The sequence below is a fragment of the Streptomyces sp. NPDC090798 genome (assembly GCF_044768965.1).
GTDB lineage: Bacteria > Actinomycetota > Actinomycetes > Streptomycetales > Streptomycetaceae > Streptomyces.
This window is the reverse complement of record NZ_JBIVXA010000003.1, coordinates 424382-449785: the sequence shown is the minus strand read 5'-3', so window position 1 is coordinate 449785 and position 25404 is coordinate 424382. Positions and strand designations below refer to the sequence as shown.

Here is a 25404-nt window from a genome sequence, read left to right as displayed (position 1 = left end):
CGTATTGCGCTCGGACGAGGGTTACCACTCCTCGTCCTACTCCGCTTCGGCCATTTCTCCGAATACGAGAAAGGGTACGCCTACGGGCTGTTCTTGGCGCTGGGAGAGGTCACCCCGTCCGGCGGATCAGCGCCAGATACATGGCGTCCGTGCCGTGCAGATGCGGCCACAGCTGTACGTCGGGACCGTCGCCCAGCGCCGGTACGCCGGGCAGCAGCGGGCGGGCGTCGAGGAGTTCGGCGGAGCCGCTCTCGTAGTGCTTGAGGACGTCGTCCACGACCGCGCGGGTCTCGGCCAGGTGCGGCGAGCAGGTCGCGTACCCGACGACGCCGCCGACCCGTACGGAGTCCAGCGCCGTGCGCAACAGCCCGCGCTGGAGGGGCGCGAAGCCGTCCAGGTCCTCGGGACGGCGCCGCCAGCGGGCCTCGGGACGGCGGCGCAGGGCGCCAAGACCCGTGCAGGGCACGTCCATGAGCACCCGGTCGAAGGTGCCGGGCAGCCACGGCGGACGGGTGCCGTCGGCGGCGATGACCTGGTAGGGGCCGGGATTGCCGGCGAGCGCCTTCGCCACCAGGCCCGCCCGGTGCGGCTGCTTCTCCGAGGCGAGCAGCGCGGCGCCGCGCTCGGCGGCCAGTCCGGCGAGCAGGGCGGCCTTGCCGCCGGGGCCCGCGCAGCCGTCCAGCCACGCCTTGTCGGGACCGTCGAGCGGCGCGTTCGCGAGGGCGAGCGCCACCAGCTGGCTGCCCTCGTCCTGGACGCCCGCACGCCCCTCCCGTACGGCGTCGATGGCACCGGGCTCGCCGCCCTCGCTGAGCCGCACGGCGTACGGCGACCAGCGCCCCGGCAGCGCGGACTCCTCCCCGAGGACGCCGAGGAGTTCGTCGGCGGTGGAACGCCCGGGCCTGGCCACGAGCGTCACCTCGGGCCGCTCGTTGTCGGCCTCGAGCAGGTCCTCGATACCGGCACGGCCGCCGCCCAGCGAGTCCCACAGCGCCGAGACGACCCAGCGCGGGTGCGAGTGCACGACGGCGAGGTGGTCCTCGGGGTCCTCGTCGTAGGGCGGCGCGACCTGCTCCAGCCAGGCGTCGAGATCCTGCCGGGCGACCTTGCGCAGCACGGCGTTGACGAACTTGGCACGCCCGTCGCCGAGGACGACGCGGGCGAGTTCGACGGAGGCGGACACGGCGGCGTGCGTCGGGATGCGCGTCCCGAGCAGCTGGTGCACGCCGAGGCTGAGCACGTCGAGCACGGGCGGATCGACTTCTCGCAGCGGCCGGTCCACACAGGCCGCGATGACGGCGTCGTACGTCCCCTGCCGGCGCAGCGTCCCGTAGACCAGCTCGGTGGCCAGCGCCGCGTCCCGCCCGTCGAACTTCTCCGGTCCCTCCTTCTCGCGCGCCTTCCGCAGCAGCGGCGGCAGGACGAGGTTCGCGTACGCGTCGCGCTCGTCCACGGCCCGCAGCGCCTCGAAGGCGAGCATGCGGACCGGGTCCTTCTGGGGGCGGCGGTAGGGCTTGCCGGGCTTGCGCGGCCCACGGGACTGCTCAGTCACGAAAAAGGTGCTCCGGATCCTGGATGGTTCGACCCCTCCAGCCTACTTCCGGACGGACACGGTGGCCTCGCTGGTGCAGAGGCGGTGGGCCCTCTCCTGGTTGGACAGGCCCCGGGCGGTCAGCTTCAGCACCTCGACCTCACGGGAGGCCGGCACGCCCAGGTCGGGTGGCGCGGCGTCCCGCGCGGGCCCGTGCTGCCGGGCGAAGGCCTCTATCAGGCGGCGGGTGGTGCCGGGCCCGAAGAGGGCGTCGCCGGACCCCGCGTCTCCGGCATGATCCGCCGGACAGGTCCCGGCTCCGGATTCCAGACGGTGCGTCAATCTCCGTCGCTACCACTGGAGTTGTGCGAGCTGACGGCTACCGCGCACGGTGGGGCGGGAGGTGCGTCAGGCCCCGAGCCGCTCCCCGGAGGCGATGCGCACCCCGCGCGCCCAGTCGGCCGCGCGCATCGGCTTCTTGCCCTGGGCCTGGACCCAGAGCAGTTCCACGGCGTACGAGCCGGTCCCGACGTACACGTTGTTCTTGCCCACGGACAGTTCGCCCGGGGCGAGGTCGGTGCGCTCGGGCACGGGCGTGGCGTGGATGAGCTTGAGCCGCTCGCCGCGGAAAGCGGTCCAGGCGCCGGGCGCGGGCGTGCACCCGCGCACCATCCGGTCGACGCGCAGCGCCGGTGCGGACCAGTCGACGTGGGCGTTCTCGACGGTGATCTTCGGTGCCAGGGTGATGCCGTCGGCAGGCTGCGGTACGGCCTTCAGGGTGCCGTCCTCGATGCCGTCCATGGTCGCGACGAGCAGGCCCGCACCGGCGAAGGCGAGCCGGGTGAGCAGGTCCCCACTGGTGTCGGTGCGCCGGATCTCCTCGGTGACGGTCCCGTACACCGGCCCCGAGTCGAGCCCCTCCTCGATGAGGAAGGTGGAGGCACCGGTGATCTCGTCCCCCGCCATGATCGCGTGCTGCACAGGGGCGGCGCCGCGCCAGGCGGGCAGCAGGGAGAAGTGCAGATTGACCCAGCCGTGGGCGGGCACCTCGAGGGCGACCCGCGGCAGCAGCGCCCCGTACGCCACCACGGGACAGGCGTCGGGCCCGATCTCCCTCAGCCGGGCCAGAAAGTCCTCGTCCCGCGGCTTGACCGGCTTCAGCACCTCGATACCGGCCTCCTCCGCCCGTTCGGCGACCGGACTCGCGACAAGCCGCCGTCCGCGGCCGGCGGGCGCGTCGGGCCGCGTGACCACGGCGGCCACCTCGTGCCGCCCGGAGGCGATCAAGGCGTCCAGTGCGGGAACGGCGACCTCGGGGGTACCTGCGAAGACGAGCTTCATGGGTGGCGGTTGGCCTCTCGGGCGGGAACGCTTCAGGGCCCTGCACACCCGCCGGTGCGGACGGGGTACGGGGCAGCGCACCAGTCTATGCGGCTCGGCGGCTCGGCGACCCGGGGGTTCGACGGGCGACACCTCGAACACACGAATACGCGAACACGCGAACAGACGCCGAAGGCCGAGGTGTGACCCCGGCGCACCGGGGGCGTACGCCCCCGGACGCGCCCTGTGCATATGCCCTTACGCCCCCGCAGCGTGACCACTCACCCGCAAACGCGTTGGTCAAGAGAGAGTTGACCACAACGGGCCGCGATCGCGGCCCGATCCTTTTCAACGCCGGTTCGAGAGGCTTGTTCATGGCCGACCACGCAACCCACGACGCCCAGGCTCGGGCCAGCCTGCACTTGCTGGTGCGGGACATCGAGCGGGTCCGCCGGCAGGTGGACGCACTGCGCACGCTCACCGCCCAACTGGGCAACGTCTACCGCCCGCGCCGCTCCGGCCCCTCCGCGGGCTTCGTCGTCTACGGACGTGCCCCCGCCCCGACCGTCCGCCTCGCGCAGGAGCTGCGGGACAGCGTCGAGACCCTGGTCACGGCCGCCGTGGACTTCGACCGCTCCCTGGGCTTCTCCTGGGACGCGGTGGGCTCCGCCCTCGGGGTCACCAAGCAGGCGGTGCACCGCCGTTACGGCGCCCGCCGCGCCGCCGCGCAGGCCGCCGCCGAGGCCGAGCGCTCCACGGAGACCTCGGGCACCCGCACGGTCGCCGTCAACACGGGAATCCCCACGGTGCCGACGGTCCCCGCCGCCCGCTCCATGCCGACCCAGCCGACCGCGGGCAGCCCCACCCTCCGCGACGAGGTCAGGTCCACGGCGTTCCCGGGCCCCCGCAACGGCTGACCCCACCTCTCGCCTGCCTCCCGGCACCGTCGAAGCCGGGAGGCGGCCCAGGTCGGGGCGGCCCGGACCGAGGGCCCGGCCCGGCACCCCGGACCGAAGCACGACCCCGTCCCCCACCCCCACCCCCGCGCCGTCCGCCCTCCGCACCCTCACTGACGTTCGTCACCCGATGTCCGGCGGATCGATCCGAATCCGTACGGGCTCACTTCCGCCCCGCGCCATCCGCGCCGCCTGGGCGGCCTTGAGCGCGGCCGCCAGCGCCGCCCCGCTCCCCGGCGGCACCCGGACGAGCGCCCGCTCCCACTGCTCCCCCGGCGGCGGCGCCCCCACCCGCCGCGGTCCCCCGGCCTGCGTGACGGGCAGCGGCACCGGCCCCAGCACCTCCGCATCGCCCGGAAGCTCGACCACGGCGAGAAACCCGGCGAGCGCCTCCGCCGTACCGGACACGGCCGCCATCCGGGACACCGGCGGAAACCCCAGCTCGGCCCGCTCGGCGAGCTCCCGCACCGCGTGTCCGACGGGATCCCACCGTACGAGCGCCTGCACGGGCCGCAGGGTCGGCTCCGCGACGACCACGACCGTGCCCCCCGCCCCCTGCCCACGCACCAGCGCCGCCGCGCCGATCCACCGTCGCAGCGCGTCCTCGCCGGCCCGCAGATCGGGCCGCGACAGCATCGTCCAGCCGTCGAGCAGCAACGCGGCCGCGTACCCGCCCTCGGCGACGGGCTCGGCCCCCGGCGTGCTCACGACGAGCGCGGGCGCCCCCGGCACCGTGTCGAGCACCTGCTCGCGCCCCGACGTCCGCACGGGCACGGCCGGAAACGCCCGCCCCAGCTCCTCCGCGGTCCGCCGCGCACCCACGACCTGGGCCCGCAGCCGGAACCCGCCGCACTCGGGACAGTGCCAGGCCGCCTCGTCGCGCCCGCACCACGTGCACAGCAGCGCCCCGGCGTCCCGCGCCTCCAGCGGTCCCGCGCAGTGCCGGCAGCGAGCCGGAGCACGGCACTGCGCACAGGCCATCCGCGGTACGTACCCACGCCGCGGCACCTGCACCAGTACGGGCCCGTGCCGCAGGCCGTCCCTCACCACCTGCCAGGCGAGGGTCGGCAACCGGGCGGCCCGCGCAGCCTCGTCCCGCGCGAGATCCCCGTCCCCCACGGTCCGCACGAGCGGCGCGCTCGACCGCACCTGCTCCCGCTCGGCGACCAGCGGCAGCGCCCACCCGCTCTCGACCAGCTGCGCGGCCTCGACCGTGCAGCCCCAACTCCCCAACAGGAACGCGCACTTGTCTTGGGCGGCTCGCAACAGCAGCACTTCCCGGGCATGCGGCTGCGGCGCGTGCTGCTCGCTGTGGCTGTCGTCGCCGTCGTCCCAGATGACGACGAGTCCCAGATCCCGTACGGGCGCGAACATGGCGGCCCGGGTCCCCACGACGGCCCGTACGGACCCACGCCGCACGGCCAGCCACTCCCGGTAGCGCTTCTCGGGCCCGGCATCGGCCGTGAGCACCGCGTGCTGCCCCTCCCCCAGCACGCAGGACAGCGCGGCATCCACCCGCGTGACAGCCCGGCCGTCCGGCACGACGACGAGCGCACCCCGCCCCGAGGCGAGCGTCGCGCCCACGGCTCTGGCGATCTCCTCGGCCCAGCCGGGCCCCGGCAACGCGTTCCACACGGCCCGCGGTGTCCCGCCCGCGGCGAGCGACTCGAGAAAGGACGCCCCCCGCCCGTATCGCGTCCAGGAACCGGTCTCGGGCATGCCGGGCGGAGGGAGCGGCGCGGGCGAGGGCTTCTGCTCGGCCCGCGCGTTGCGCGGCGGGACCGCGAGTTGCAGCACGTCGGCGAGGCTCCCCGCGTACCGGTCGGCGACGGCCCGCGCGAGTCCCAGCAGCTCGGGCCCGAGCACCGGCTCGGGCGACACGACCTGTGCGAGCGCGGCGAGCGGCCCGGAGTAGTCGGACGCGGCGAGGCGCTCGACGAGGAACCCGTCGATCAGCCCCCCGCCCTCACGACGGCCCTCCCGCACCCGATGCCGCCCGGCCCCGAACCGCACCCGAACCCGCACGCCCGGCTGCGCCTCGGCGTCCAGCTCCTCGGGCACGGCGTAGTCGAAATACCGGTCGAGGTGCAGCACACCCTTGTCGACCAGGACACGCGCGACAGGCAGCTGCTCGGCGAGCTTCGCCCCCCGCCACGTGCGCGGCTTCGCCTTGGGCGCCCTGGCCTGCCGCACCCCTTCCCGAATCAACGCAAGCTGCTCGGGCGGCGCGCCCTCCGCGCCACCCTCACCCCACCCGTTCGCGCTGCTCACAGCAACATTCCTACCAGACCCCACTGACACCGCCGCGCGCCCGAGATCAGGCCGGTCACGGATCACGAACGCCCCGAGGGCGCTTCTGCCATGGACCACTCGGCCATACCGGTCCAAGGACCGGCAGCAGGATTCGAACCTGCGAGGGAATCACCCGGAAGTACCCGCGACCATCGCACCGGACGCCACGACGTCAGTTCTCCCGAGTTCCAAGCGGCAGCGGACCATGATCCAGATTCACCGCGCGCCCTGGGCGCACTCCACCGAAGTAACCGCGGCCATCGCACCGGGAGACCTCAACCCTACGAACCCCGACCCCACCCGGACCACCGATTTACCCACCGACGCGACCGGCCCTCCAGGGGACTCCCGCCGGGAAAACAGTGAGGCCCGGCGTCCCCGAAGGGGTACCGGGCCTCACCGTACGGGCGTTGCTTACAGACCGACGGCCTTGCGCAGGGCCTCCACGCGGTCCGTGCGCTCCCACGTGAAGTCGGGCAGCTCGCGGCCGAAGTGACCGTAGGCGGCCGTCTGGGAGTAGATCGGACGCAGCAGGTCGAGGTCGCGGATGATGGCCGCCGGGCGGAGGTCGAAGACCTCGGCGATGGCGGTCTCGATCTTCTCGGCGTCCACCTTGGCGGTGCCGAAGGTCTCGACGAAGAGGCCGACGGGCTCGGCCTTGCCGATGGCGTAGGCGACCTGGACCTCGCAGCGGGAGGCGAGGCCCGCGGCGACGACGTTCTTGGCGACCCAGCGCATGGCGTAGGCGGCGGAGCGGTCGACCTTGGACGGGTCCTTGCCGGAGAAGGCGCCGCCACCGTGGCGGGCCATGCCGCCGTACGTGTCGATGATGATCTTGCGGCCGGTGAGGCCGGCGTCGCCCATCGGGCCGCCGATCTCGAAGCGGCCGGTCGGGTTCACCAGGAGGCGGTAGCCCTCGGTCTCCAGCTTGATGCCGTCGTCGAGGAGGGCCTTGAGCTCCGGCTCGACCACGAATTCGCGGATGTCGGGGGCGAGGAGGGAGTCGAGGTCGATGTCCGAGGCGTGCTGCGAGGAGACGACGACCGTGTCCAGGCGGACCGCCTTGTCGCCGTCGTACTCGATGGTGACCTGGGTCTTGCCGTCGGGACGGAGGTAGGGGATCGTCCCGTTCTTGCGGACCTCGGAGAGGCGGCGCGACAGGCGGTGCGCGAGGTGGATCGGGAGCGGCATCAGCTCCGGGGTCTCGTCCGTCGCGTACCCGAACATCAGGCCCTGGTCGCCCGCGCCCTGCTTGTCGAGCTCGTCCTCGTCGCCCTCGACCCGGTTCTCGTACGCCGTGTCGACACCCTGCGCGATGTCGGGCGACTGCGAGCCGATCGACACGGAGACACCACAGGAAGCTCCGTCGAAGCCCTTCTTCGACGAGTCGTAACCGATCTCCAGGATCTTGTCGCGGACCAGCTGGGCGATCGGCGCGTACGCCTTGGTCGTGACCTCGCCGGCCACGTGCACCAGGCCGGTCGTGATCAGCGTCTCCACGGCGACCCGGGACGTCGGGTCCTCGCGCAGAAGCGCATCGAGAATGGTGTCGCTGATCTGGTCAGCGATCTTGTCGGGGTGGCCCTCGGTCACGGACTCCGAGGTGAACAGGCGACGGGACACAACGCTCCCTGTGGTTGCAGCGGCTGCTGGCTGATCATTGTTGGACGGGACGAGAGCTGCGCTCGACGTCGTCCGAGAACAGTTTATCGGTCGCACTCGCCCACAGGCCCCCCTGTCTCGCTTCTCGGAAGCGCTGTGACCTGCGGCACGGGCATTCTGCGCCATGACGATCGGTCTCCACCAGGGTCGTCACGGGCGATTTCGCGCTGATGGACGCGGCTGTTGGGGTTAACGGGACGTTCACACCAGGCGGCGTGTCACCAGGTCCCACACCATCTCGGCCAGAGCCTCCTTGGGCCCGTACGGCACCGGGGTCTCACTGCCGTCGGCCCCCAGCACCACGGCCTCGTTCTCCTCGGCACCGAAGGTCTTGCGCTCCCCCACCTCGTTCACGACGAGAAGGTCGCACCCCTTGCGCACCAGTTTCGTACGACCGTTGGCGAGGACGTCGTCCGTCTCGGCGGCGAAACCGACGACCACCTGGCCGGGGCGGGGACGGTCCGCCGAGATCTCCGCGAGGATGTCCGGATTGCGGACCAGAACGATCGGCTCCGGTTCCCGGTCGTCCTTCTTCTTGATCTTCCCGGCCGCGTAGGCGGCCGGGCGGAAGTCCGCCACCGCCGCCGCCATCACCACGGCGTCGGCGTCCGAGGCCGCCTTGAGAACCGCCTCGCGCAGTTGCACGGCCGTCCCGACCTGCACCACGTCCACGCCCGCCGGGTCCGGCAGTCCGGTGTTCGCGGCGATCAGCGTGACCCGGGCGCCCCGGGCGGCCGCCGTGCGCGCCAGGGCGTACCCCTGCTTGCCGGAGGAGCGGTTGCCGAGGAAGCGGACCGGGTCGAGGGGCTCTCGGGTGCCGCCGGCGCTGACGACGACGTGGCGGCCGGCGAGATCGGGCTCGGTCACGCCGCGGGCGAGCACCCGGCGGCAGACCTCGAAGATCTCCGCGGGATCGGGCAGCCGCCCCTTGCCGGTGTCGACACCGGTCAGGCGCCCCACCGCGGGCTCGATGACGACGGCGCCGCGGCGGCGCAGCGTCGCCACGTTCTCCTGGGTGGCCGGGTGCTCCCACATCTCGGTGTGCATGGCGGGCGCGAAGACGACCGGGCAGCGGGCGGTGAGCAGGGTGTTGGTGAGGAGGTCGTCGGCCAGGCCGTGGGCGGCCTTGGCGAGCATGTCGGCCGTCGCGGGCGCCACCACCACCAGGTCCGCGTGCTGCCCGATGCGGACGTGCGGGACCTCGTGGACGTCCGACCAGACCTCGGTGGAGACGGGGTGGCCGGAGAGCGCGGACCAGGTGGCGGCGCCGACGAAGTGCAGCGCGGAGTCGGTGGGGACGACACGAACGTCGTGGCCCGACTCCGTCAGCCTGCGCAGCAGCTCACAGGCCTTGTACGCGGCGATGCCACCGCTGACCCCCAGCACGACCTTGGGCTTGTCCACCGTCTCTCCCCGAGCTCGGAAACGTACGACTCCATGACACACCACAGGCCCGGCGGTCGCGCCGCCGGGCCTGGGATGAGCGATTGAACGACTACTGCGCGGGGCCCTCGACGGCCTCGGACGTCAGCAGACCCGCGTTGATCTCGCGCAGGGCGATCGACAGCGGCTTCTCGTGGACGTGGGTGTCGACGAGCGGACCGACGTACTCGAGGAGGCCCTCGCCGAGCTGCGAGTAGTACGCGTTGATCTGACGGGCGCGCTTGGCCGCGTAGATCACGAGGCTGTACTTCGAGTCGGTGGCCTCGAGGAGCTCGTCGATCGGAGGGTTGATGATGCCCTCGGGAGCAGTAATGGAAGAGGACACGCTCTGCCTTCCGAAAGGTGGAAATGACCTAAAAGTGACCTGAAAGATCAAACAACTTCTACCAAGGCTAGCAGCTCACGCGCCACGTCCTCGACGGAGGTGTTGACCAGGGTGACATCGAACTCCGGCTCGGCCGCGAGTTCGATCTTGGCCGCTTCCAGGCGGCGCTCGATCACCTCGGGCGGTTCGGTGCCCCGTCCGGTGAGCCTGCGCACCAGCTCGTCCCAGGAGGGCGGAGCCAGGAACACGAGCAGGGCCTCCGACATGGACTCGCGGACCTGCCGTGCGCCCTGGAGGTCGATCTCCAGGAGAACGGGCACACCCGACTCCAGGTGCTCCAGGACGGCGGCACGCGGCGTCCCGTAGCGGTTGCCGGCGAATTCGGCCCACTCCAGCAGCTCGCCGTTGGCGATCAGCTTGTCCATCTCCTCGTCGGAGACGAAGAAGTAGTGGACTCCGTGCTTCTCACCGGGGCGCGGCTTACGGGTCGTCGCCGACACCGAGAGCCAGACCTCGGGGTGTTCCTTGCGCATATGGGCGACGACCGTGCTCTTGCCGACCCCAGAGGGGCCGGAGAGCACGGTCAGCCGCGGACGTTCACTCATGCAGCGATTATTCCAGCAATCCCGGTGTGCCCAGGACTCAGGCGCCGGAACCGCCGAACTCACGCTCCAGGGAAGCGATCTGGTTCGAGCCGAGGCCGCGTACGCGGCGGCTCTCGGAGATACCGAGTCGCTCCATGATCTGCTTGGCGCGGACCTTGCCCACGCCCGGCAGGGACTCCAGGAGAGCGGAGACCTTCATCTTGCCGATGACATCGTTCTCCTGACCCTGCTTGATGACCTCGTGAAGGGAGGCGCCGGAGTGCTTGAGTCGATTCTTGACCTCGGCCCGCTCCCGGCGAGCCGCGGCGGCCTTTTCGAGCGCGGCTGCGCGCTGTTCAGGGGTAAGGGGCGGAAGAGCCACGCCTACGTCACCTCGGATGTCGAACTGTCGGATACGGACCGGTGAGGAACCTAGTCGCCCCACACCTGGGGAGCTACGAGCAACACGCTTGCCCATTCGCTCTCGACGGAGACTAGCGGGCAAGTGCGCCGGAGTCAGCGAGAACAGCGGAAAAGTCCTGGTCAGCCTCCCTGGAGACGGACATTTGCGACATAGTGCCCCGGATTTGAGGATGTATTCAGACTCGAACCGCTCCGGAGCCACTCATCGAAGAACCGCCGACCGCCCCTCGAAGAGCTCAGGCAGCGCCCACAGCAGCCCTGATCTCCTCCGCGAAGCGCTCCGCGGACGCACGCAGCGCGACCACGTCGGGACCGTGACGAAGAACACCCCGGCTCACGTTCGGCACGACATTGCGCACCGCCGTCCCGAAGACGCCCGCCAGATCGGCCGCCGTGGCTCCCTGGGCGCCGATGCCGGGCGCCAGGAGCGGTCCGTTGATGTCCAGGTCGTAGGAGGAGAGATCGCCCAGCGTGGCGCCGACGACCGCGCCGAAGGACCCCAGGGGCGTCTCTCCCGCGTTCTCGGCGGCGAGGTGGGCCAGCATGGTCGCTCCGACGTCACGGCCGTCCCCGCGGACGGCGTGCTGCACCTCGCCGCCCTCCGGGTTGGAGGTGAGCGCGAGGACGAAGAGCCCGGCGCCGCTCTCGCGCGCCAGCTCCACCGCCGGCTTCAGCGAGCCGTAGCCCAGGTACGGCGACACGGTCAGCGCGTCCGAGAAGAGCGGCGCGTCCTTGCGCAGGAAGGTCTCCGCGTACGCGGCCATGGTCGAGCCGATGTCGCCGCGCTTGGCGTCCATCACGACCAGCGCCCCGGCCGCCCGCGCCTGCTCGACCGACTTCTCCAGGACGGCGATGCCGCGCGACCCGAACCGCTCGAAGAACGCGCTCTGCGGCTTGAGGACCGCGACCCGCTCGGCCAGCGCCTCGACGACGGTGCGGCTGAACCGCTCCAGGCCCGCGATGTCGTCGTTCAGGCCCCAGTCGGTGAGCAGGGCGGCGTGCGGGTCGATGCCGACGCACAGCGGGCCGCGCTCGTCCATGGCACGGCGAAGACGCGCGCCAAAGGGTTCCAGGCTCATGCGGACTTCCTCACATCGGCGCCGACCGCGTCGGCGAGGGTGGCGTACGGGCTGGTACGGAGGCGGGCGGCGAGCCCCTTGTGGATCGCCCGGCCCCAGAAGGGGCCCTCGTAGATGAACGCGCTGTAGCCCTGGACCAGGGTCGCGCCGGCCAGGATGCGCTGCCAGGCGTCCTCGGCGTTCTCGATGCCGCCGACGCCCACCAGGGTGATCCGGTCGCCCACGCGCGCGTAGAGGCGGCGCAGCACTTCCAGGGAGCGTGCCTTCAGCGGCGCGCCCGAGAGTCCGCCGGTCTCCTTGACGAGCGAGGGTGCGGACTTCAGACCGAGTCCCTCGCGCGCGATGGTGGTGTTCGTGGCGATGATCCCGTCCAGGCCGAGTTCGACGGCGAGGTCGGCGACGGCGTCGACGTCCTCGTCGGCGAGGTCGGGCGCGATCTTGACGAGCAGCGGCACGCGGCGGCCGGTGACCGCGCGGCCGGCGGCCTCGCGGACGGCGCTCAGCAGCGGCCGCAGTGCCTCGGTGGCCTGCAGGTTGCGCAGGCCGGGCGTGTTCGGCGAGCTCACGTTCACCACGAGGTAGTCCGCGTGCCGGGCGAGCCGTTCGGTCGACTTCACGTAGTCGCCGACGGCCTCCTCCTCGGGGACGACCTTGGTCTTGCCGATGTTGACGCCCACGACGGTCCTGAAGACGGGCGTACGGGCCTCCAGGCGCTCGCTGACGGCCGCGGAGCCCTCGTTGTTGAATCCCATGCGGTTGATCAGCGCCCGGTCCGGCACGAGGCGGAACAGCCGCTTCTTGGGGTTGCCCGGCTGCGGCTCCCCCGTGACCGTGCCGATCTCGATGTGGTCGAAGCCGAGCATCGACATCCCGTCGATCGCGACGGCGTTCTTGTCGAAGCCCGCCGCGAGCCCGAACGGACCGTGCATCCGCAGGCCGAACGCCTCGGTCCGCAGTTCCTTGTGACGGGGCGCGAGCGCGGCGGCGACGAACGTGCGCAGCACGGGGATACGGGCGGCGAGCCGGATCCAGCGGAAGGCGAGGTGGTGGGCCTGCTCGGGGTCCATCCGCTTGAAGACCAGCCGGAAGAAAAGCTTGTACATGTCTCAGTGTCCTCTGAAGCCTCATGAAGAGGGGGACACCGTTTCCGGTGTCCCCCTCAGAGCTGCTAGTCGCGGGCCGCTGTCAGATGTTCGGCGTGTTCCTGGAGTGAGCGGACGCCCACGTCGCCGTGGTTGAGCGCGTCGATGCCCTGGACGGCGGCGGCGAGTGCCTGGACGGTCGTCAGGCACGGCACCGAGCGTGCCACCGCGGCCGTACGGATCTCGTAGCCGTCGAGGCGGCCACCGGTGCCGTACGGCGTGTTGACGATGAGGTCGACCTCGCCGTCGTGGATCAGCTGGACGATGGTCCGCTCGCCGTTCGGTCCTGCGCCCTCGGACTGCTTGCGCACGACCGTCGCGTTGATGCCGTTGCGCTTGAGCACCTCGGCCGTGCCGGAGGTGGCCAGCAGCTCGAAGCCGTGCGCGACCAGTTCGCGCGCCGGGAAGATCATCGAGCGCTTGTCGCGGTTGGCGACCGAGATGAAGGCGCGGCCCTTGGTCGGCAGCGGACCGTAGGCGCCCGCCTGGGACTTGGCGTACGCCGTGCCGAAGACGGAGTCGATGCCCATGACCTCACCGGTGGAGCGCATCTCCGGGCCGAGGACGGTGTCGACGCCGCGCCCGTGGATGTCGCGGAAGCGCGACCACGGCATGACGGCCTCCTTCACGGAGATCGGCGCGTCGAGCGGCAGCTCGCCGCCGTCACCGTGCGCGGGGAGCAGCCCCTCCGCCCGCAGCTCGGCGACGGTCGCGCCCAGCGAGATCCGGGCGGCGGCCTTCGCCAGCGGCACCGCGGTCGCCTTCGAGGTGAAGGGGACCGTGCGCGAGGCGCGCGGGTTGGCTTCGAGGACGTACAGGATGTCGCCCGCCATCGCGAACTGGATGTTGATCAGGCCGCGCACCCCGACGCCCTTGGCGATGGCCTCCGTCGAGGCCCGCAGGCGCTTGATGTCGAAGCCGCCCAGCGTGATCGGCGGCAGCGCGCACGCCGAGTCGCCGGAGTGGATGCCGGCCTCCTCGATGTGCTCCATGACGCCGCCGAGGTACAGCTCCTCGCCGTCGTACAGCGCGTCCACGTCGATCTCGATCGCGTCGTCGAGGAAGCGGTCGACGAGGACCGGCCGGGAGGGGCTGATCTCGGTCGACTCGGCGATGTAGGACGACAGCCGGGTCTCGTCGTACACGATCTCCATGCCGCGCCCGCCGAGGACGTAGGAGGGCCGTACGAGGACCGGGTAGCCGATCTCGTCCGCGATGGCCTTGGCCTCGGCGAAGGTGGTGGCGGTGCCGTGCTTGGGGGCCGGGAGACCGGCCTCCGCGAGGACGCGTCCGAAGGCGCCGCGGTCCTCGGCGGCGTGGATCGCCTCGGGGGGCGTACCGACGACCGGCACGCCGTTGTCCTTGAGCGCCTGGGCCAGGCCCAGCGGGGTCTGGCCGCCGAGCTGGACGATGACACCGGCGATCGGGCCGGCCAGCGACTCCGCGTGGACGATCTCCAGCACGTCCTCGAGCGTCAGCGGCTCGAAGTACAGGCGGTCGGAGGTGTCGTAGTCCGTGGAGACGGTCTCGGGGTTGCAGTTGACCATCACGGTCTCGTAGCCCGCGTCGCCGAGCGCGAAGGAGGCGTGGACACAGGAGTAGTCGAACTCGATGCCCTGGCCGATGCGGTTCGGGCCGGAACCCAGGATGATCACCGCGGGCTTCTCACGCGGCGCGACCTCGCTCTCCTCGTCGTACGAGGAGTAGAAGTACGGCGTCTTCGCCGCGAACTCGGCGGCGCAGGTGTCGACCGTCTTGTACACCGGGCGCACGCCCAGCGCGTGCCGCACCTCGCGCACGACGTCCTCGCGCAGCCCGCGGATCTCGGCGATCTGGGCGTCGGAGAAGCCGTGCCGCTTGGCCTCGGCGAGCAGCTCGGGGTCGAGCTTGTCGGCGGCGGCCAGCTCGTCCGCGATCTCCTTGATCAGGAAGAGCTGGTCGACGAACCACGGGTCGATCTTCGTCGACTCGAAGACCTCCTCGGGCGTGGCGCCCGCGCGGATGGCCTGCATGACGGAGTTGATGCGGCCGTCGGTGGGCCGCACGGCCTCTTCCAGGAGAAGAGCCTTGTCACCGGGCTCGCCGACGAACGTGAACTGGCTGCCCTTCTTCTCCAGCGACCGCAGCGCCTTCTGCAGCGCCTCGGTGAAGTTGCGGCCGATCGCCATGGCCTCGCCGACCGACTTCATGGTGGTCGTCAGGGTGGAGTCGGCGGACGGGAACTTCTCGAAGGCGAAGCGCGGGGCCTTCACGACCACGTAGTCGAGCGTCGGCTCGAAGGAGGCCGGGGTCTTCTCCGTGATGTCGTTCGGGATCTCGTCGAGCGTGTAGCCGACGGCGAGCTTGGCCGCGATCTTGGCGATCGGGAAGCCGGTCGCCTTCGACGCGAGCGCCGAGGAGCGGGAGACACGCGGGTTCATCTCGATGACGATGATGCGGCCGTCGACGGGGTTGACCGCGAACTGGATGTTGCAGCCGCCGGTGTCGACGCCGACCTCGCGGATGATCGCGATGCCGATGTCGCGCAGTCGCTGGTACTCGCGGTCGGTCAGCGTCATCGCCGGGGCGACGGTGATCGAGTCACCGGTGTGCACGCCCATGGGGTCGAAGTTCTCGATGGAGCAGACGACCACGACGTTGTCGTTCTTGTCGCGCATCAGCTCCAGCTCGTACTCCTTCCAGCCGAGGATGGACTCCTCCAGGAGCACCTCGGTGGTCGGGGAGAGCGTGAGGCCCTGACCGGCGATCCGGCGCAGCTCCTCCTCGTCGTGGGCGAAGCCGGAGCCGGCGCCCCCCATGGTGAAGGAGGGCCGGACGACGACGGGGTAGCCGCCGAGCGTCTCGACGCCCGCGAGCACGTCGTCCATGGAGTGGCAGATCACGGACCGGGCGGACTCGCCGTGCCCGATCTTCGCGCGGACGGCCTCGACGACGCCCTTGAAGAGGTCGCGGTCCTCGCCCTTGTTGATCGCCTCGACGTTGGCGCCGATCAGCTCGACGCCGTACTTCTCCAGCACACCCTGCTCGTGCATGGAGATCGCGGTGTTGAGGGCCGTCTGGCCGCCGAGCGTCGGCAGCAGGACGTCCGGACGCTCCTTGGCGATGATCTTCTCGACGAACTCGGGGGTGATCGGCTCGACGTAGGTGGCGTCGGCGATCTCCGGGTCGGTCATGATCGTCGCCGGGTTGGAGTTGACCAGGATGACCCTCAGGCCCTCGGCGCGCAGGATGCGGCACGCCTGGGTGCCGGAGTAGTCGAACTCGGCGGCCTGGCCGATGACGATCGGGCCGGAGCCGATGACCAGGACGGACTGGATATCGGTGCGCTTAGGCACGCTGGCCCTCCATCAGGGATACGAAGCGGTCGAACAGGTAGGCGGCGTCGTGCGGGCCGGCTGCCGCTTCGGGGTGGTACTGGACGCTGAAGGCCGGCTGGTCGAGGAGGTGCAGCCCCTCGACGACCTGGTCGTTCAGGCAGACGTGGGAGACCTCGGCGCGGCCGTAGGGGGTCTCGGAGACCTTGTCCAGCGGCGCGTCGACGGCGAAGCCGTGGTTGTGCGCGGTGACCTCGACCTTGCCGGTCGTACGGTCCTGCACCGGCTGGTTGATGCCGCGGTGGCCGTACTTCAGCTTGTAGGTGCCGAAGCCGAGGGCGCGGCCCAGGATCTGGTTGCCGAAGCAGATGCCGAAGAGCGGGGTCCTGCGGGCGAGTACCTCCCGCATGACGGCGACGGGACCGTCGGCGGTGGCCGGGTCACCGGGGCCGTTGGAGAAGAAGACCCCGTCGGGGTTCACGGCGTACACGTCCTCGGCCGTGGCCGTGGCGGGCAGCACGTGCACCTCGATGCCGCGCTCGGCCATACGGTGCGGGGTCATGCCCTTGATGCCCAGGTCGACGGCGGCGACGGTGAACTTCTTCTCGCCGATGGCGGGGACGACGTACGTCTCCTTGGTGGCGACCTCGGCGGCGAGGTTCGCGCCCTTCATCTCGGGCGCCTGTCGCACCTCGGCGAGCATGGTGCCCTCGTCGGGCAGGGCGTTGCCGGAGAAGATGCCGACGCGCATGGCCCCGCGCTCACGCAGGTGGCGGGTGAGGGCGCGGGTGTCGATACCGCTGATGCCGACGACACCCTGGCTGCGCAGTTCCTCGTCCAGCGAACGCCGGGCGCGCCAGTTGGAGGGCACGCGCGCGGGGTCGCGTACGACGTATCCGGAGACCCAGATCCGCTTCGACTCGGGGTCCTCGTCGTTGACGCCGGTGTTGCCGACGTGCGGGGCGGTCATGACGACGACCTGGCGGTGGTACGACGGGTCGGTGAGGGTCTCCTGGTAGCCGGTCATCCCGGTGGAGAACACGGCCTCGCCGAAGGTCACCCCCACGGCCCCGTAGGCGCGGCCACGGAAGGTCCGGCCGTCCTCCAGGACGAGTACGGCGGGAGCTGCCTTGTGCCGCTGCGAGGCGGCTCCCTGGATGGAGGTCGTCATCGTGCGCCTTCCGTCTTGGTGCTCTTGTTGATCATGTGGTTCAGGGTGTCGACCCACTCGGTGTGCTCGGCCGCCCGGTCCGAGCGGAACCCGGAGTCGATCAGCTTGTCGCCGTGCGCCCAGGTGACGACGAGCAGACCGCCCTCACTGAGGACCTTCCCGGCGATGCCCTTGCCGAGCAGGGCCTCGCGCAGTGCCTCGGCCGGGATGAAGAAGTCGGTGGCCCCGGGGCGTACGACGTCCAGTCCCGCCTCCGTCAGCGTGAGCTCGACCCGGCTGCGGGTGCCCAGGCCGTGCGCCACGATGCGGTCCAGCCACTGCCCGGCGGTCGTGGACCCGTGGTAGCGGCCACTCATGCTCAGTTTCGCCGGGCCGGGGTCTTCCGGCGCGGTGGGCAGCTCCGGCAGGTCGCCCTGAAGGGTGCCGCGCCACTTCCAGCCCTCGCGCATCAGCCAGTAGACGAGGGCGACGAACAGGACGAGGCCGACGAGCCAGCCGATCCGGGCGGCCCAGTCGGTCACTTCGGCCGACTTCTGTTCGGCAGCCACGGAGGCGGCCATCGGGATGAGAGATGTCACGCGAGCTTCCCGTCGACGAGGGTGGCCTTGCCCCGCAGCCAGGTGTGCGTGACCCGGCCCGGCAGCTCACGGCCCTCGTAGGGGGTGTTGCGGCTGCGCGAGGCGAAGCCCGCGGGGTCCACGGCCCCACGGTATGCCGTGTCGACGAGCGTGAGGTTGGCGGGCTCACCTGCCGAGACGGGACGGCCGTGGCCCGCGGCCTGCCCGATCCGGGCGGGCTTGAAGGACATGCGGTCGGCGACGCCGGCCCAGTCCAGCAGTCCGGTCTCCACCATCGTCTGCTGGACGACGGAGAGCGCGGTCTCGAGCCCCACCATGCCCATGGCGGCGGCGGCCCACTCGCAGTCCTTGTCCTCGTGCGGGTGCGGCGCGTGGTCGGTGGCGACGATGTCGATCGTGCCGTCGGCGAGCGCCTCGCGCAGCGCCGTCACGTCGCGCTCGGTGCGCAGCGGCGGGTTGACCTTGTAGACCGGGTTGTACGAGCGGACCAGCTCGTCGGTGAGGAGGAGGTGGTGCGGGGTGACCTCGGCGGTGACGTCGATGCCGCGGGACTTGGCCCAGCGCACGATCTCGACGCTGCCGGCGGTCGACAGGTGGCAGATGTGGACGCGCGAGCCGACGTGCTCGGCGAGCAGGACATCCCGGGCGATGATCGATTCTTCGGCCACCGCGGGCCAGCCTCCGAGCCCCAGCTCGGCGGAGACGACGCCCTCGTTCATCTGGGCGCCCTCGGTGAGGCGGGGCTCCTGCGCGTGCTGCGCGACCACACCGCCGAAGGCCTTCACGTACTCCAGGGCCCGGCGCATGATCACCGCGTCGTCCACGCACTTGCCGTCGTCCGAGAAGACCGTGACGCCGGCCGCGGACTCGTGCATCGCGCCCAGCTCGGCGAGCTTCTTGCCCTCCAGGCCGACCGTGACGGCGCCGATGGGCTGCACGTCGCAGTAGCCGTGCTCCTGGCCGAGCCGGTAGACCTGCTCGACGACACCGGCGGTGTCGGCGACCGGGAAGGTGTTGGCCATGGCGAACACGGCGGTGTAGCCGCCGCTCGCTGCCGCGCGCGTACCGGTCAGGACGGTCTCGGAGTCCTCACGACCGGGCTCCCGCAGATGGGTGTGCAGGTCGACGAGGCCCGGCAGGAGGACCTTGCCGTCGGCCTCGACGACCTCGGCGCCTTCGTCCGAGAGGCCGGTACCGACCGCCTCGATGACGGCGCCGTCGATCAGCACGTCCTGCGGCTCGCCCCCGAGCACCTTCGCACCACGGATCAGGATCTTGCTCATGCTTCTTACTTCTCCTCGGTACGGGTGTGGGTGACGGCGGGCTCGTTGCCGCCCAGCAGCAGGTAGAGCACAGCCATGCGGATCGATACCCCGTTCGCGACCTGCTCGACGACGGTGCAGCGGTCGGAGTCGGCGACCTCGGCGGTGATCTCCATGCCGCGGACCATCGGGCCGGGGTGCATCACGATGGCGTGCTCGGGCATCTTCGCCATGCGGTCGCCGTCGAGGCCGTAGCGCCGCGAGTACTCGCGCTCGGTCGGGAAGAACGCCGCGTTCATCCGCTCGCGCTGGACGCGCAGCATCATCACCGCGTCGGACTTGGAGAGGGTGCTGTCGAGGTCGTAGGAGATCTCGCAGGGCCAGGACTCCACGCCGACCGGTACCAGGGTCGGCGGGGCGACGAGGGTGACCTCGGCGCCGAGGGTGTGCAGCAGGTCGACGTTGGAGCGGGCGACCCGGCTGTGCAGGATGTCGCCGACGATCGTGATCCGCTTGCCGGACAGGTCCTGGCCGATCCCGGCGTCACGGCCGACCAGGCGCCGGCGCATGGTGAAGGCGTCGAGCAGGGCCTGTGTGGGGTGCTGGTGGGTGCCGTCACCCGCGTTGATGACGGCGGCGTCGATCCAGCCGGAGGTGGCGAGCCGGTACGGGGCTCCGGAGGCGCCGTGCCGGATGACGACGGCGTCGACGCCCATGGCTTCGAGGGTCTGGGCGGTGTCCTTCAGGGACTCTCCCTTGGACACCGAGGAACCCTTCGCGGTGAAGTTGATGACGTCCGCGGAGAGACGCTTCTCGGCGGCCTCGAAGGAGATCCGGGTACGGGTCGAGTCCTCGAAGAAGAGATTGACGACGGTGCGGCCGCGCAGGGTCGGCAGCTTCTTGATCGGCCGGTCGGCGACCCGGGCCATCTCCTCGGCGGTGTCGAGGATCAGGACGGCGTCGTCGCGGGTGAGGTCGGCGGCCGAGATGAGATGACGCTGCATCTGTCAGGCTCCGTAAGGCAGTTCAGGAGAATTCGGGCAGGCGGGCGCGCGCGGAGCGCACTCGGGGGCGTACGGCGGTGACGTACTCCGGAGTGCTACTGCTGTGCGTCCGGGGAGGTCCGCTTCGCACCGAGCAGCACGGTGTCGCGACCGTCCTCCTCGGCGAGCTGGACCTTGACCGTCTCCCGCAACGACGTGGGGAGGTTCTTGCCGACGTAGTCGGCGCGGATGGGCAGTTCACGGTGGCCGCGGTCGACGAGGACCGCGAGCTGCACGGCGCGCGGGCGGCCGATGTCGTTCAGCGCGTCGAGCGCGGCGCGGATGGTGCGGCCGGAGAAGAGCACGTCGTCGACGAGGACGACCAGGCGGCCGTCGATGCCGTCGCCGGGGATCTCGGTGCGGGCCAGCGCACGCGGCGGGTGCATGCGCAGGTCGTCGCGGTACATGGTGATGTCGAGCGAACCGACCGGGATCTTGCGATCGGTGATCTCTTCGAGCTTGTCGGCCAGTCTGCGGGCCAGGAAGACGCCCCGGGTCGGAATGCCGAGGAGCACCACGTCGTCGGCGCCCTTGGCGCGTTCGACGATCTCGTGGGCGATGCGGGTCAGCACCCGCGCGATGTCGGGGGCTTCCAGAACGGGCCGTGCGTCGGCTTCGTACTGCTGCTTGTCCTGCTCGGTGTCCATACGAAACGGACCTCCTTCTCCGCCTCACGGGACGGATCATTAAAGGACGTCGGATTTGCGCCATCCACGGTACCAGCCCGCCAACGCGCCTGATCACCACCCTGCGGGCCACCGCCGGTGACTCCCGCGTGAAGGTCGGTCCGGACCATTCGGCTTGACGGGGGAGAGTAACGCTGCGTAACCTCACAGTGAGTCACCAGCCGCGCGGCGGAGCCGCACGTTGATACAGCGTCCGGGGAGCTATATGTCCAGCGAATACGCCAAACAGCTCGGGGCCAAGCTCCGGGCCATCCGCACCCAGCAGGGCCTTTCCCTCCACGGAGTCGAGGAGAAGTCACAGGGACGCTGGAAGGCGGTCGTGGTCGGGTCGTACGAGCGCGGTGACCGCGCCGTCACCGTGCAGCGCCTCGCCGAACTGGCGGATTTCTACGGGGTTCCCGTGCAGGAGCTGCTGCCCGGCACCACTCCTGGCGGGGCCGCCGAGCCGCCGCCGAAGCTCGTCCTCGACCTGGAGCGGCTGGCCCACGTGCCGGCCGAGAAGGCGGGTCCTCTGCAGCGTTACGCCGCGACGATCCAGTCCCAGCGCGGTGACTACAACGGCAAGGTGCTGTCGATCCGCCAGGACGACCTGCGCACCCTCGCCGTCATCTACGACCAGTCGCCCTCGGTCCTCACCGAGCAGCTGATCAGCTGGGGCGTGCTGGACGCGGACGCGCGCCGCGCCGTCTCCCACGACGAGGGCTGATCCCTTCTGGGAGTTCAGCAGAAACGTGCCGCCGGGGTGGCCGGAACCATGTGTTCCGGCCACCCCGGCGGCTTTCTGCGGGCCTCGGGAGCCTCATGGGTACGGGAACGCCGGAGGGCCCGCAGCGGACGTGCTGCGGGCCCTCCGGCGTTTTCGTACCTCGTCTACGGGCGCGTACGGACCACGGGCGCCGTACGCGCCAGGTCCTGTCGTCTGATTCCCCTCGTCCGCCCGGAGGGCGGACGGGAATGTGACGGCGGGACCTATGCCTCGTCGCGGCGCAGCGACGGCTTCAGGTCCTTCAGCCGGCCCAGCAGGCCGTTCACGAACGAGGGCGACTCGTCCGTGGAGAACTCCTTCGCCAGCTGAACCGCCTCGTCGATGACCACGGCGTCGGGGGTCCCGTCGACCCAGATCAGCTCGTAGGCGCCGAGGCGCAGGATGTTGCGGTCGACGACCGGCATCCTGTCCAGCGTCCAGTCGACGGCGTACGTCGCGATGAGCTCGTCGATCCGCTTCGCCTTGGTGGCGTAGCCCTCGACCAGCTCCATCGTGTACTCGCTGACCGGCGGCTGCCGGGTGTCGGTCCGGGAGTGCCGGATCCAGTCCGCGAGGACCGTCAGGACGTCCACGCCGCGCTGGTCGCCCTCGAAGAGGATCTGGAAGGCGCGCTTGCGGGCCGTGTTGCGGGCAGCCACGGTTAGCTGTTCACCCGGCCGAGGTAGTCGCTCGTGCGGGTGTCGACCTTGATCTTCTCACCGGTGGTGATGAAGAGCGGGACCTGGATCTGGTGACCGGTCTCCAGGGTGGCGGGCTTGGTGCCACCGGTGGAGCGGTCGCCCTGGACACCCGGCTCGGTCTCCTGGATGACGAGCTCGACGGCGGCCGGCAGCTCGACGAAGAGCACCTCGCCCTCGTGCTGCGCGACGGTGGCGGTGAAGCCCTCGATCAGGAAGTTGGCGGCGTCGCCGACGGACTTGCGGTCGACCATGAGCTGGTCGTACGTGTCCATGTCCATGAAGACGAAGTACTCGCCGTCCATGTACGAGAACTGCATGTCGCGCTTGTCGATCGTGGCCGTCTCGACCTTGACGCCGGCGTTGAACGTCTTGTCGACGACCTTGCCGGAGAGCACGTTCTTCAGCTTGGTGCGCACGAAGGCCGGGCCCTTGCCGGGCTTGACGTGCTGGAACTCGACGACGGACCAGAGCTGGCCTCCGTCGAGCTTGAGCACCAGGCCGTTCTTGAGGTCGTTCGTGGAAGCCACGGTTGCGGAATCTCCTGGACTGACGTGGACGACCCCGGGACACGCGCGTAGCCATGGGCTAGAGCGCGAGCAGTTCCTTGGTCGTGATGGTGAGTAGCTCGGGTCCGCCGTCCGCCTCGGGGCGTACGACGAGCGTGTCATCGATCCTGACACCGCCCCGGCCCGGGAGGTGGACCCCCGGTTCGACGGTGACCGGCACGCAAGTGTCCAGTTTACCCATGGCCGCGGGGGCGAGCTGCGGGTCCTCGTCGATTTCGAGCCCCACACCGTGCCCGGTCAGCGGAGAGAGGCCTTCCGTGTGGCCCGCGGAGTCGAGCACCTGGCGTGCGGCCCGGTCCACGTCGCGGTAGGCGGCGCCGGGTACCAGCGCCTCGCGTCCGGCCCGCTGGGCGGCGAAGACGAGGTCGTACAGGTCGATCTGCCAGTCGGCGGGCGAGGTGCCGATCACGAAGGTACGGCCGATTTCGCAGCGGTAGCCGCGGTAGGTCGCGCCGAGGCAGACGGAAAGGAAATCTCCCTCCTCGACCCGCCGGTCGGTGGGCCGGTGCCCGCGCCGCCCGGAGTTCGGGCCGGTGCCGACGGAGGTCGCGAAGGCGGGGCCGTCGGCGCCGTGGTCGACGAGCCGGCGCTCCAGCTCCAGCGCGAGATGCCGCTCGGTGCGGCCGACGAGGATCGATTCGAGGAGTTCCCCGAGCGCCTGGTCGGCGATCTCGGCGCCGATCCGCAGGCAGGAGATCTCCTCCTCGTCCTTGATCACCCGCAGCTGTTCCACCGCACCGCCGAGGTCGGCGAGGCGCAGCCCGGGTGCCACCAAGCCGATGGCCCGGTGCCGGGTCACGGTGAGGTGGTGCTCCTCGACCGCCAGGGAGTCGGCGCCCTGGGCGATGGCGGCGTCGGCGGCGGCCACGGCCGCGTCGCTCCCGGCGCGCGGCATCACCCGCACACGCAGCGCCTCGTCGGGACGCCCCTCGCCGGCCTCGCCGCTCGGCGGAGCGCCGCACAGCAGCAGGTCCTCACTCCTGCCCAGCAGGAGGACGGCACCGCGCGGGGCCGCGCCCGCGAGGTACCTCACGTTGGCCGGGCGGGTGACGAGCGCCGTCGCGCTGCCGCCCGCCGCACAGCGCTCCCGAAGCCGCTCGCGTCGCGCCGCGTACACCTCTGACATAAATCGAGCCTACGAGCGTCGACGCGATGTCGCCGTTCCAGCGGGGCCGGATGGGCGGCAGGCGACCGGCGGTGAGACGGAGGCACTGCGGGCGAGGGCCAGGGGGCTGGTTCCGCGACTGCGATCGGCGGGGCCCGGCAGACGGCGCGAGCTGACTCGCGGGGCGCCGCCCTGGGTGGCCGGCACGTCGGGAGCAAGTACCCCGGCGGTAATTCCGGGGCCGTCGGCCGCGCCGCGCTGCCGCCGGAGGCCGGCGCGCGCCGCGCCATGGCCGTCCGGACATCGACGGGGGGACCGAGGATGCGGCACCCCCGGCGGGGTCGCCGACGGCGCCGTGCCGTCGGCCGCACGGCGCTCCTCCATCGATGCCGTGTGGCCGACGCGCTACCGCCGGTGCCGCGGGGCTACCACTGCGGTGGGCTCGCGATGGAGCGGGCCAGGACCTCGTCCAGGACGCGGGCCGTGGACGGGACGTCGAGCTGGGAGTTGTCGATGATGGGGAGCCCGGAGCCGTACCAGCCGGCCATCCGGCCGTGGATACGGGCGACTTCCTCGTCGGTCAGGCGGCGGTTTCCGGAGCGCTCGGCGTTGCGCTCCAGGACTATCTCCAGGCCCGGCAGCAACACCACGGGCAGCAGCCCCGGTCCGACGTGTCGCTTCCAGCCGCCGAGGCCGACGACCGGACGGTCCGGGAAGACCGCGTCGTCGAGGACGCAGGAGATGCCGTTCGCCAGGAAGTTCCGCGCGGCGAAGCCGCAGGTGCGGCGGGCCAGGCGGTACTGCGCCTCCGAATGGTCGTTCCATCCCGACTGCGGATCGGCGAAGCCCGAGCGCACCCATTCGCGTACGTCGTCGAGGCTGATGTGGGCGGTCGGCACCCGGCGGTGCTCCGCCCAGTACTTGGCGACGCTGGTTTTGCCCGCACCCGCTGGCCCGATGAGCAGCACGGCGAGGGTGGTCTCCGCGGGGTCGGGGGCGCCCGGGGCGCTGGGCATGGCGACCGGGCCGCCCGGGGGCAGCCGCACATGGCCCGTCGTGTCGGGGATCGGCGCCGCGGGGGCGTGCTGCGGGGGCGCGGGATGCGGCAGGTGCGAGGGCGGCGCCGGCTGTCCCGGCGGCGGACCGGTGAAGCCGGGCGCGGGTGGACTCGTGGGTGCCGGACCGGGGGGTCCGCCCGGGTGTCCCGGGTGCTGTGCGGCCGGCGGCCAGCCGGCGGCCGGTCCGTGCCCCGGCTGGTGGGGCGGCGGCAGCGGAGCCTCCACTGCGTGCTGCATCCGGTGCCACTCCGTCTCGTGATCTTTTCGCCCGTTCGCTCGCGGCAGGCGATTGATGCCGGCGAGCGGAGCCTCCCGCTCTCCCCCACAGCCTAAAGGGCGTGGGAGGTACCCCCATCGAACGGTACCTTCCCCGGCCGTCGTTGTGTGAACGGCCGGGGAGGCCGGGGAGTGCCCGTGA

23 protein-coding genes are annotated in these 25404 nt (G+C 71.2%); 2 read left to right on the top strand and 21 right to left on the bottom strand.

Features of this window, described 5'->3' with window-relative positions:
- Nucleotides 1-109 precede the first annotated feature (109 nt).
- From ACIQTP_RS09590 to fmt, 3 genes are all read right to left on the bottom strand, one after another.
- Complete coding sequence (locus tag ACIQTP_RS09590; protein ID WP_403397912.1) at nt 110-1552, bottom strand: RsmB/NOP family class I SAM-dependent RNA methyltransferase; 1443 nt, start codon at nt 1550-1552, stop codon at nt 110-112.
- Nucleotides 1553-1594: 42 nt separating this feature from the next.
- Nucleotides 1595-1873, bottom strand: a complete 279-nt coding sequence (locus tag ACIQTP_RS09585) for a LuxR C-terminal-related transcriptional regulator (RefSeq protein WP_403397909.1) — start codon at nt 1871-1873, stop codon at nt 1595-1597.
- A 66-nt stretch (nt 1874-1939) separates the two neighbouring features.
- A complete protein-coding gene (gene fmt / locus ACIQTP_RS09580) occupies nt 1940-2872 on the bottom strand; it encodes a methionyl-tRNA formyltransferase (protein ID WP_403397906.1) in 933 nt (310 codons plus the stop codon).
- Between the two features lie 353 nt (nt 2873-3225).
- Here fmt and ACIQTP_RS09575 point away from each other — a divergent pair, with 353 nt between their 5' ends.
- Nucleotides 3226-3768 carry a hypothetical protein gene (locus ACIQTP_RS09575; protein ID WP_352049278.1) on the top strand — a complete coding sequence of 181 codons (543 nt, stop codon included), beginning with the start codon at nt 3226-3228 and terminating at the stop codon, nt 3766-3768.
- Nucleotides 3769-3930: 162 nt separating this feature from the next.
- On the opposite strand, the gene ACIQTP_RS09570 is transcribed toward ACIQTP_RS09575, so the two are convergent.
- The 14 genes from ACIQTP_RS09570 to pyrR form a co-directional block, all read right to left on the bottom strand.
- On the bottom strand, nt 3931-6078 hold the full coding sequence (locus tag ACIQTP_RS09570; protein ID WP_403397903.1) for a primosomal protein N': 2148 nt from the start codon (nt 6076-6078) through the stop codon (nt 3931-3933).
- Nucleotides 6079-6513: 435 nt separating this feature from the next.
- Complete coding sequence (gene metK, locus ACIQTP_RS09565; RefSeq protein WP_054233985.1) at nt 6514-7722, bottom strand: methionine adenosyltransferase; 1209 nt, start codon at nt 7720-7722, stop codon at nt 6514-6516.
- Between the two features lie 240 nt (nt 7723-7962).
- Nucleotides 7963-9165: a bifunctional phosphopantothenoylcysteine decarboxylase/phosphopantothenate--cysteine ligase CoaBC gene (gene coaBC, locus ACIQTP_RS09560; protein WP_403397900.1), complete on the bottom strand. Its 1203-nt coding sequence runs from the start codon at nt 9163-9165 to the stop codon at nt 7963-7965.
- A 91-nt stretch (nt 9166-9256) separates the two neighbouring features.
- Nucleotides 9257-9529 carry a DNA-directed RNA polymerase subunit omega gene (rpoZ, locus tag ACIQTP_RS09555; protein WP_003982715.1) on the bottom strand — a complete coding sequence of 91 codons (273 nt, stop codon included), beginning with the start codon at nt 9527-9529 and terminating at the stop codon, nt 9257-9259.
- A 47-nt stretch (nt 9530-9576) separates the two neighbouring features.
- Nucleotides 9577-10134, bottom strand: coding sequence for a guanylate kinase (gene gmk, locus ACIQTP_RS09550; RefSeq protein ID WP_054233983.1), 558 nt, complete (start codon nt 10132-10134; stop codon nt 9577-9579).
- A gap of 37 nt (nt 10135-10171) precedes the next feature.
- A complete protein-coding gene (locus tag ACIQTP_RS09545; RefSeq protein WP_016638838.1) occupies nt 10172-10495 on the bottom strand; it encodes an integration host factor in 324 nt (107 codons plus the stop codon).
- Between the two features lie 277 nt (nt 10496-10772).
- The gene (gene pyrF / locus ACIQTP_RS09540; protein WP_403397896.1) at nt 10773-11615 is read right to left on the bottom strand and encodes an orotidine-5'-phosphate decarboxylase; all 843 of its coding nucleotides are present in this window, start codon (nt 11613-11615) and stop codon (nt 10773-10775) included.
- Nucleotides 11612-12718 (bottom strand): quinone-dependent dihydroorotate dehydrogenase, encoded by a 1107-nt coding sequence (locus ACIQTP_RS09535; RefSeq protein ID WP_403397894.1) that lies wholly within the window; start codon nt 12716-12718, stop codon nt 11612-11614. Before ACIQTP_RS09535 ends, pyrF begins: the two co-directional genes overlap by 4 nt.
- A 65-nt stretch (nt 12719-12783) precedes the next feature.
- A complete protein-coding gene (gene carB, locus ACIQTP_RS09530; RefSeq protein ID WP_403397891.1) occupies nt 12784-16092 on the bottom strand; it encodes a carbamoyl-phosphate synthase large subunit in 3309 nt (1102 codons plus the stop codon).
- A complete protein-coding gene (gene carA, locus ACIQTP_RS09525) occupies nt 16085-17242 on the bottom strand; it encodes a glutamine-hydrolyzing carbamoyl-phosphate synthase small subunit (protein WP_402047933.1) in 1158 nt (385 codons plus the stop codon). The genes carB and carA overlap by 8 nt, the downstream gene beginning before the upstream one ends.
- Nucleotides 17239-17802, bottom strand: a complete 564-nt coding sequence (locus tag ACIQTP_RS09520) for a hypothetical protein (RefSeq protein ID WP_403398153.1) — start codon at nt 17800-17802, stop codon at nt 17239-17241. Before ACIQTP_RS09520 ends, carA begins: the two co-directional genes overlap by 4 nt.
- Before the next feature lie 14 nt (nt 17803-17816).
- Complete coding sequence (locus tag ACIQTP_RS09515) at nt 17817-19103, bottom strand: dihydroorotase (protein WP_266416369.1); 1287 nt, start codon at nt 19101-19103, stop codon at nt 17817-17819.
- A gap of 5 nt (nt 19104-19108) precedes the next feature.
- Complete coding sequence (locus ACIQTP_RS09510) at nt 19109-20086, bottom strand: aspartate carbamoyltransferase catalytic subunit (RefSeq protein ID WP_382122554.1); 978 nt, start codon at nt 20084-20086, stop codon at nt 19109-19111.
- Between the two features lie 95 nt (nt 20087-20181).
- Nucleotides 20182-20772 (bottom strand): bifunctional pyr operon transcriptional regulator/uracil phosphoribosyltransferase PyrR, encoded by a 591-nt coding sequence (gene pyrR, locus ACIQTP_RS09505; RefSeq protein WP_054233975.1) that lies wholly within the window; start codon nt 20770-20772, stop codon nt 20182-20184.
- A gap of 244 nt (nt 20773-21016) precedes the next feature.
- On the opposite strand from pyrR, the gene bldD reads away from it, so the two are divergent.
- Nucleotides 21017-21517, top strand: a complete 501-nt coding sequence (gene bldD / locus ACIQTP_RS09500) for a transcriptional regulator BldD (RefSeq protein ID WP_067366005.1) — start codon at nt 21017-21019, stop codon at nt 21515-21517.
- A gap of 263 nt (nt 21518-21780) precedes the next feature.
- On the opposite strand, the gene nusB is transcribed toward bldD, so the two are convergent.
- The 4 genes from nusB to ACIQTP_RS09480 form a co-directional block, all read right to left on the bottom strand.
- The gene (nusB, locus tag ACIQTP_RS09495) at nt 21781-22215 is read right to left on the bottom strand and encodes a transcription antitermination factor NusB (RefSeq protein WP_382119198.1); all 435 of its coding nucleotides are present in this window, start codon (nt 22213-22215) and stop codon (nt 21781-21783) included.
- 2 nt (nt 22216-22217) lie between these two features.
- The gene (gene efp / locus ACIQTP_RS09490; RefSeq protein WP_010988257.1) at nt 22218-22784 is read right to left on the bottom strand and encodes an elongation factor P; all 567 of its coding nucleotides are present in this window, start codon (nt 22782-22784) and stop codon (nt 22218-22220) included.
- Between the two features lie 58 nt (nt 22785-22842).
- Complete coding sequence (locus ACIQTP_RS09485; protein WP_403397887.1) at nt 22843-23949, bottom strand: M24 family metallopeptidase; 1107 nt, start codon at nt 23947-23949, stop codon at nt 22843-22845.
- Between the two features lie 404 nt (nt 23950-24353).
- Complete coding sequence (locus tag ACIQTP_RS09480) at nt 24354-25223, bottom strand: Pro-rich N-terminal domain-containing protein (RefSeq protein ID WP_403397885.1); 870 nt, start codon at nt 25221-25223, stop codon at nt 24354-24356.
- Nucleotides 25224-25404 lie beyond the last annotated feature (181 nt).

Excerpts from the sequence above, each read along its gene's own strand:
- fmt (WP_403397906.1), bottom strand. The coding sequence starts at position 2,872 with ATGAAGCTCGTCTTCGCAGGTACCCCCGAGGTCGCCGTTCCCGCACTG.
- ACIQTP_RS09575 (WP_352049278.1), top strand. The coding sequence starts at position 3,226 with ATGGCCGACCACGCAACCCACGACGCCCAGGCTCGGGCCAGCCTGCAC.
- gmk (WP_054233983.1), bottom strand. The coding sequence starts at position 10,134 with ATGAGTGAACGTCCGCGGCTGACCGTGCTCTCCGGCCCCTCTGGGGTC.
- pyrF (WP_403397896.1), bottom strand. The coding sequence starts at position 11,615 with ATGAGCCTGGAACCCTTTGGCGCGCGTCTTCGCCGTGCCATGGACGAG.
- ACIQTP_RS09535 (WP_403397894.1), bottom strand. The coding sequence starts at position 12,718 with ATGTACAAGCTTTTCTTCCGGCTGGTCTTCAAGCGGATGGACCCCGAG.
- carA (WP_402047933.1), bottom strand. The coding sequence starts at position 17,242 with ATGACGACCTCCATCCAGGGAGCCGCCTCGCAGCGGCACAAGGCAGCT.
- ACIQTP_RS09520 (WP_403398153.1), bottom strand. The coding sequence starts at position 17,802 with ATGGCCGCCTCCGTGGCTGCCGAACAGAAGTCGGCCGAAGTGACCGAC.
- ACIQTP_RS09515 (WP_266416369.1), bottom strand. The coding sequence starts at position 19,103 with ATGAGCAAGATCCTGATCCGTGGTGCGAAGGTGCTCGGGGGCGAGCCG.
- ACIQTP_RS09510 (WP_382122554.1), bottom strand. The coding sequence starts at position 20,086 with ATGCAGCGTCATCTCATCTCGGCCGCCGACCTCACCCGCGACGACGCC.
- pyrR (WP_054233975.1), bottom strand. The coding sequence starts at position 20,772 with ATGGACACCGAGCAGGACAAGCAGCAGTACGAAGCCGACGCACGGCCC.
- bldD (WP_067366005.1), top strand. The coding sequence starts at position 21,017 with ATGTCCAGCGAATACGCCAAACAGCTCGGGGCCAAGCTCCGGGCCATC.
- ACIQTP_RS09485 (WP_403397887.1), bottom strand. The coding sequence starts at position 23,949 with ATGTCAGAGGTGTACGCGGCGCGACGCGAGCGGCTTCGGGAGCGCTGT.
- ACIQTP_RS09480 (WP_403397885.1), bottom strand. The coding sequence starts at position 25,223 with ATGCAGCACGCAGTGGAGGCTCCGCTGCCGCCGCCCCACCAGCCGGGG.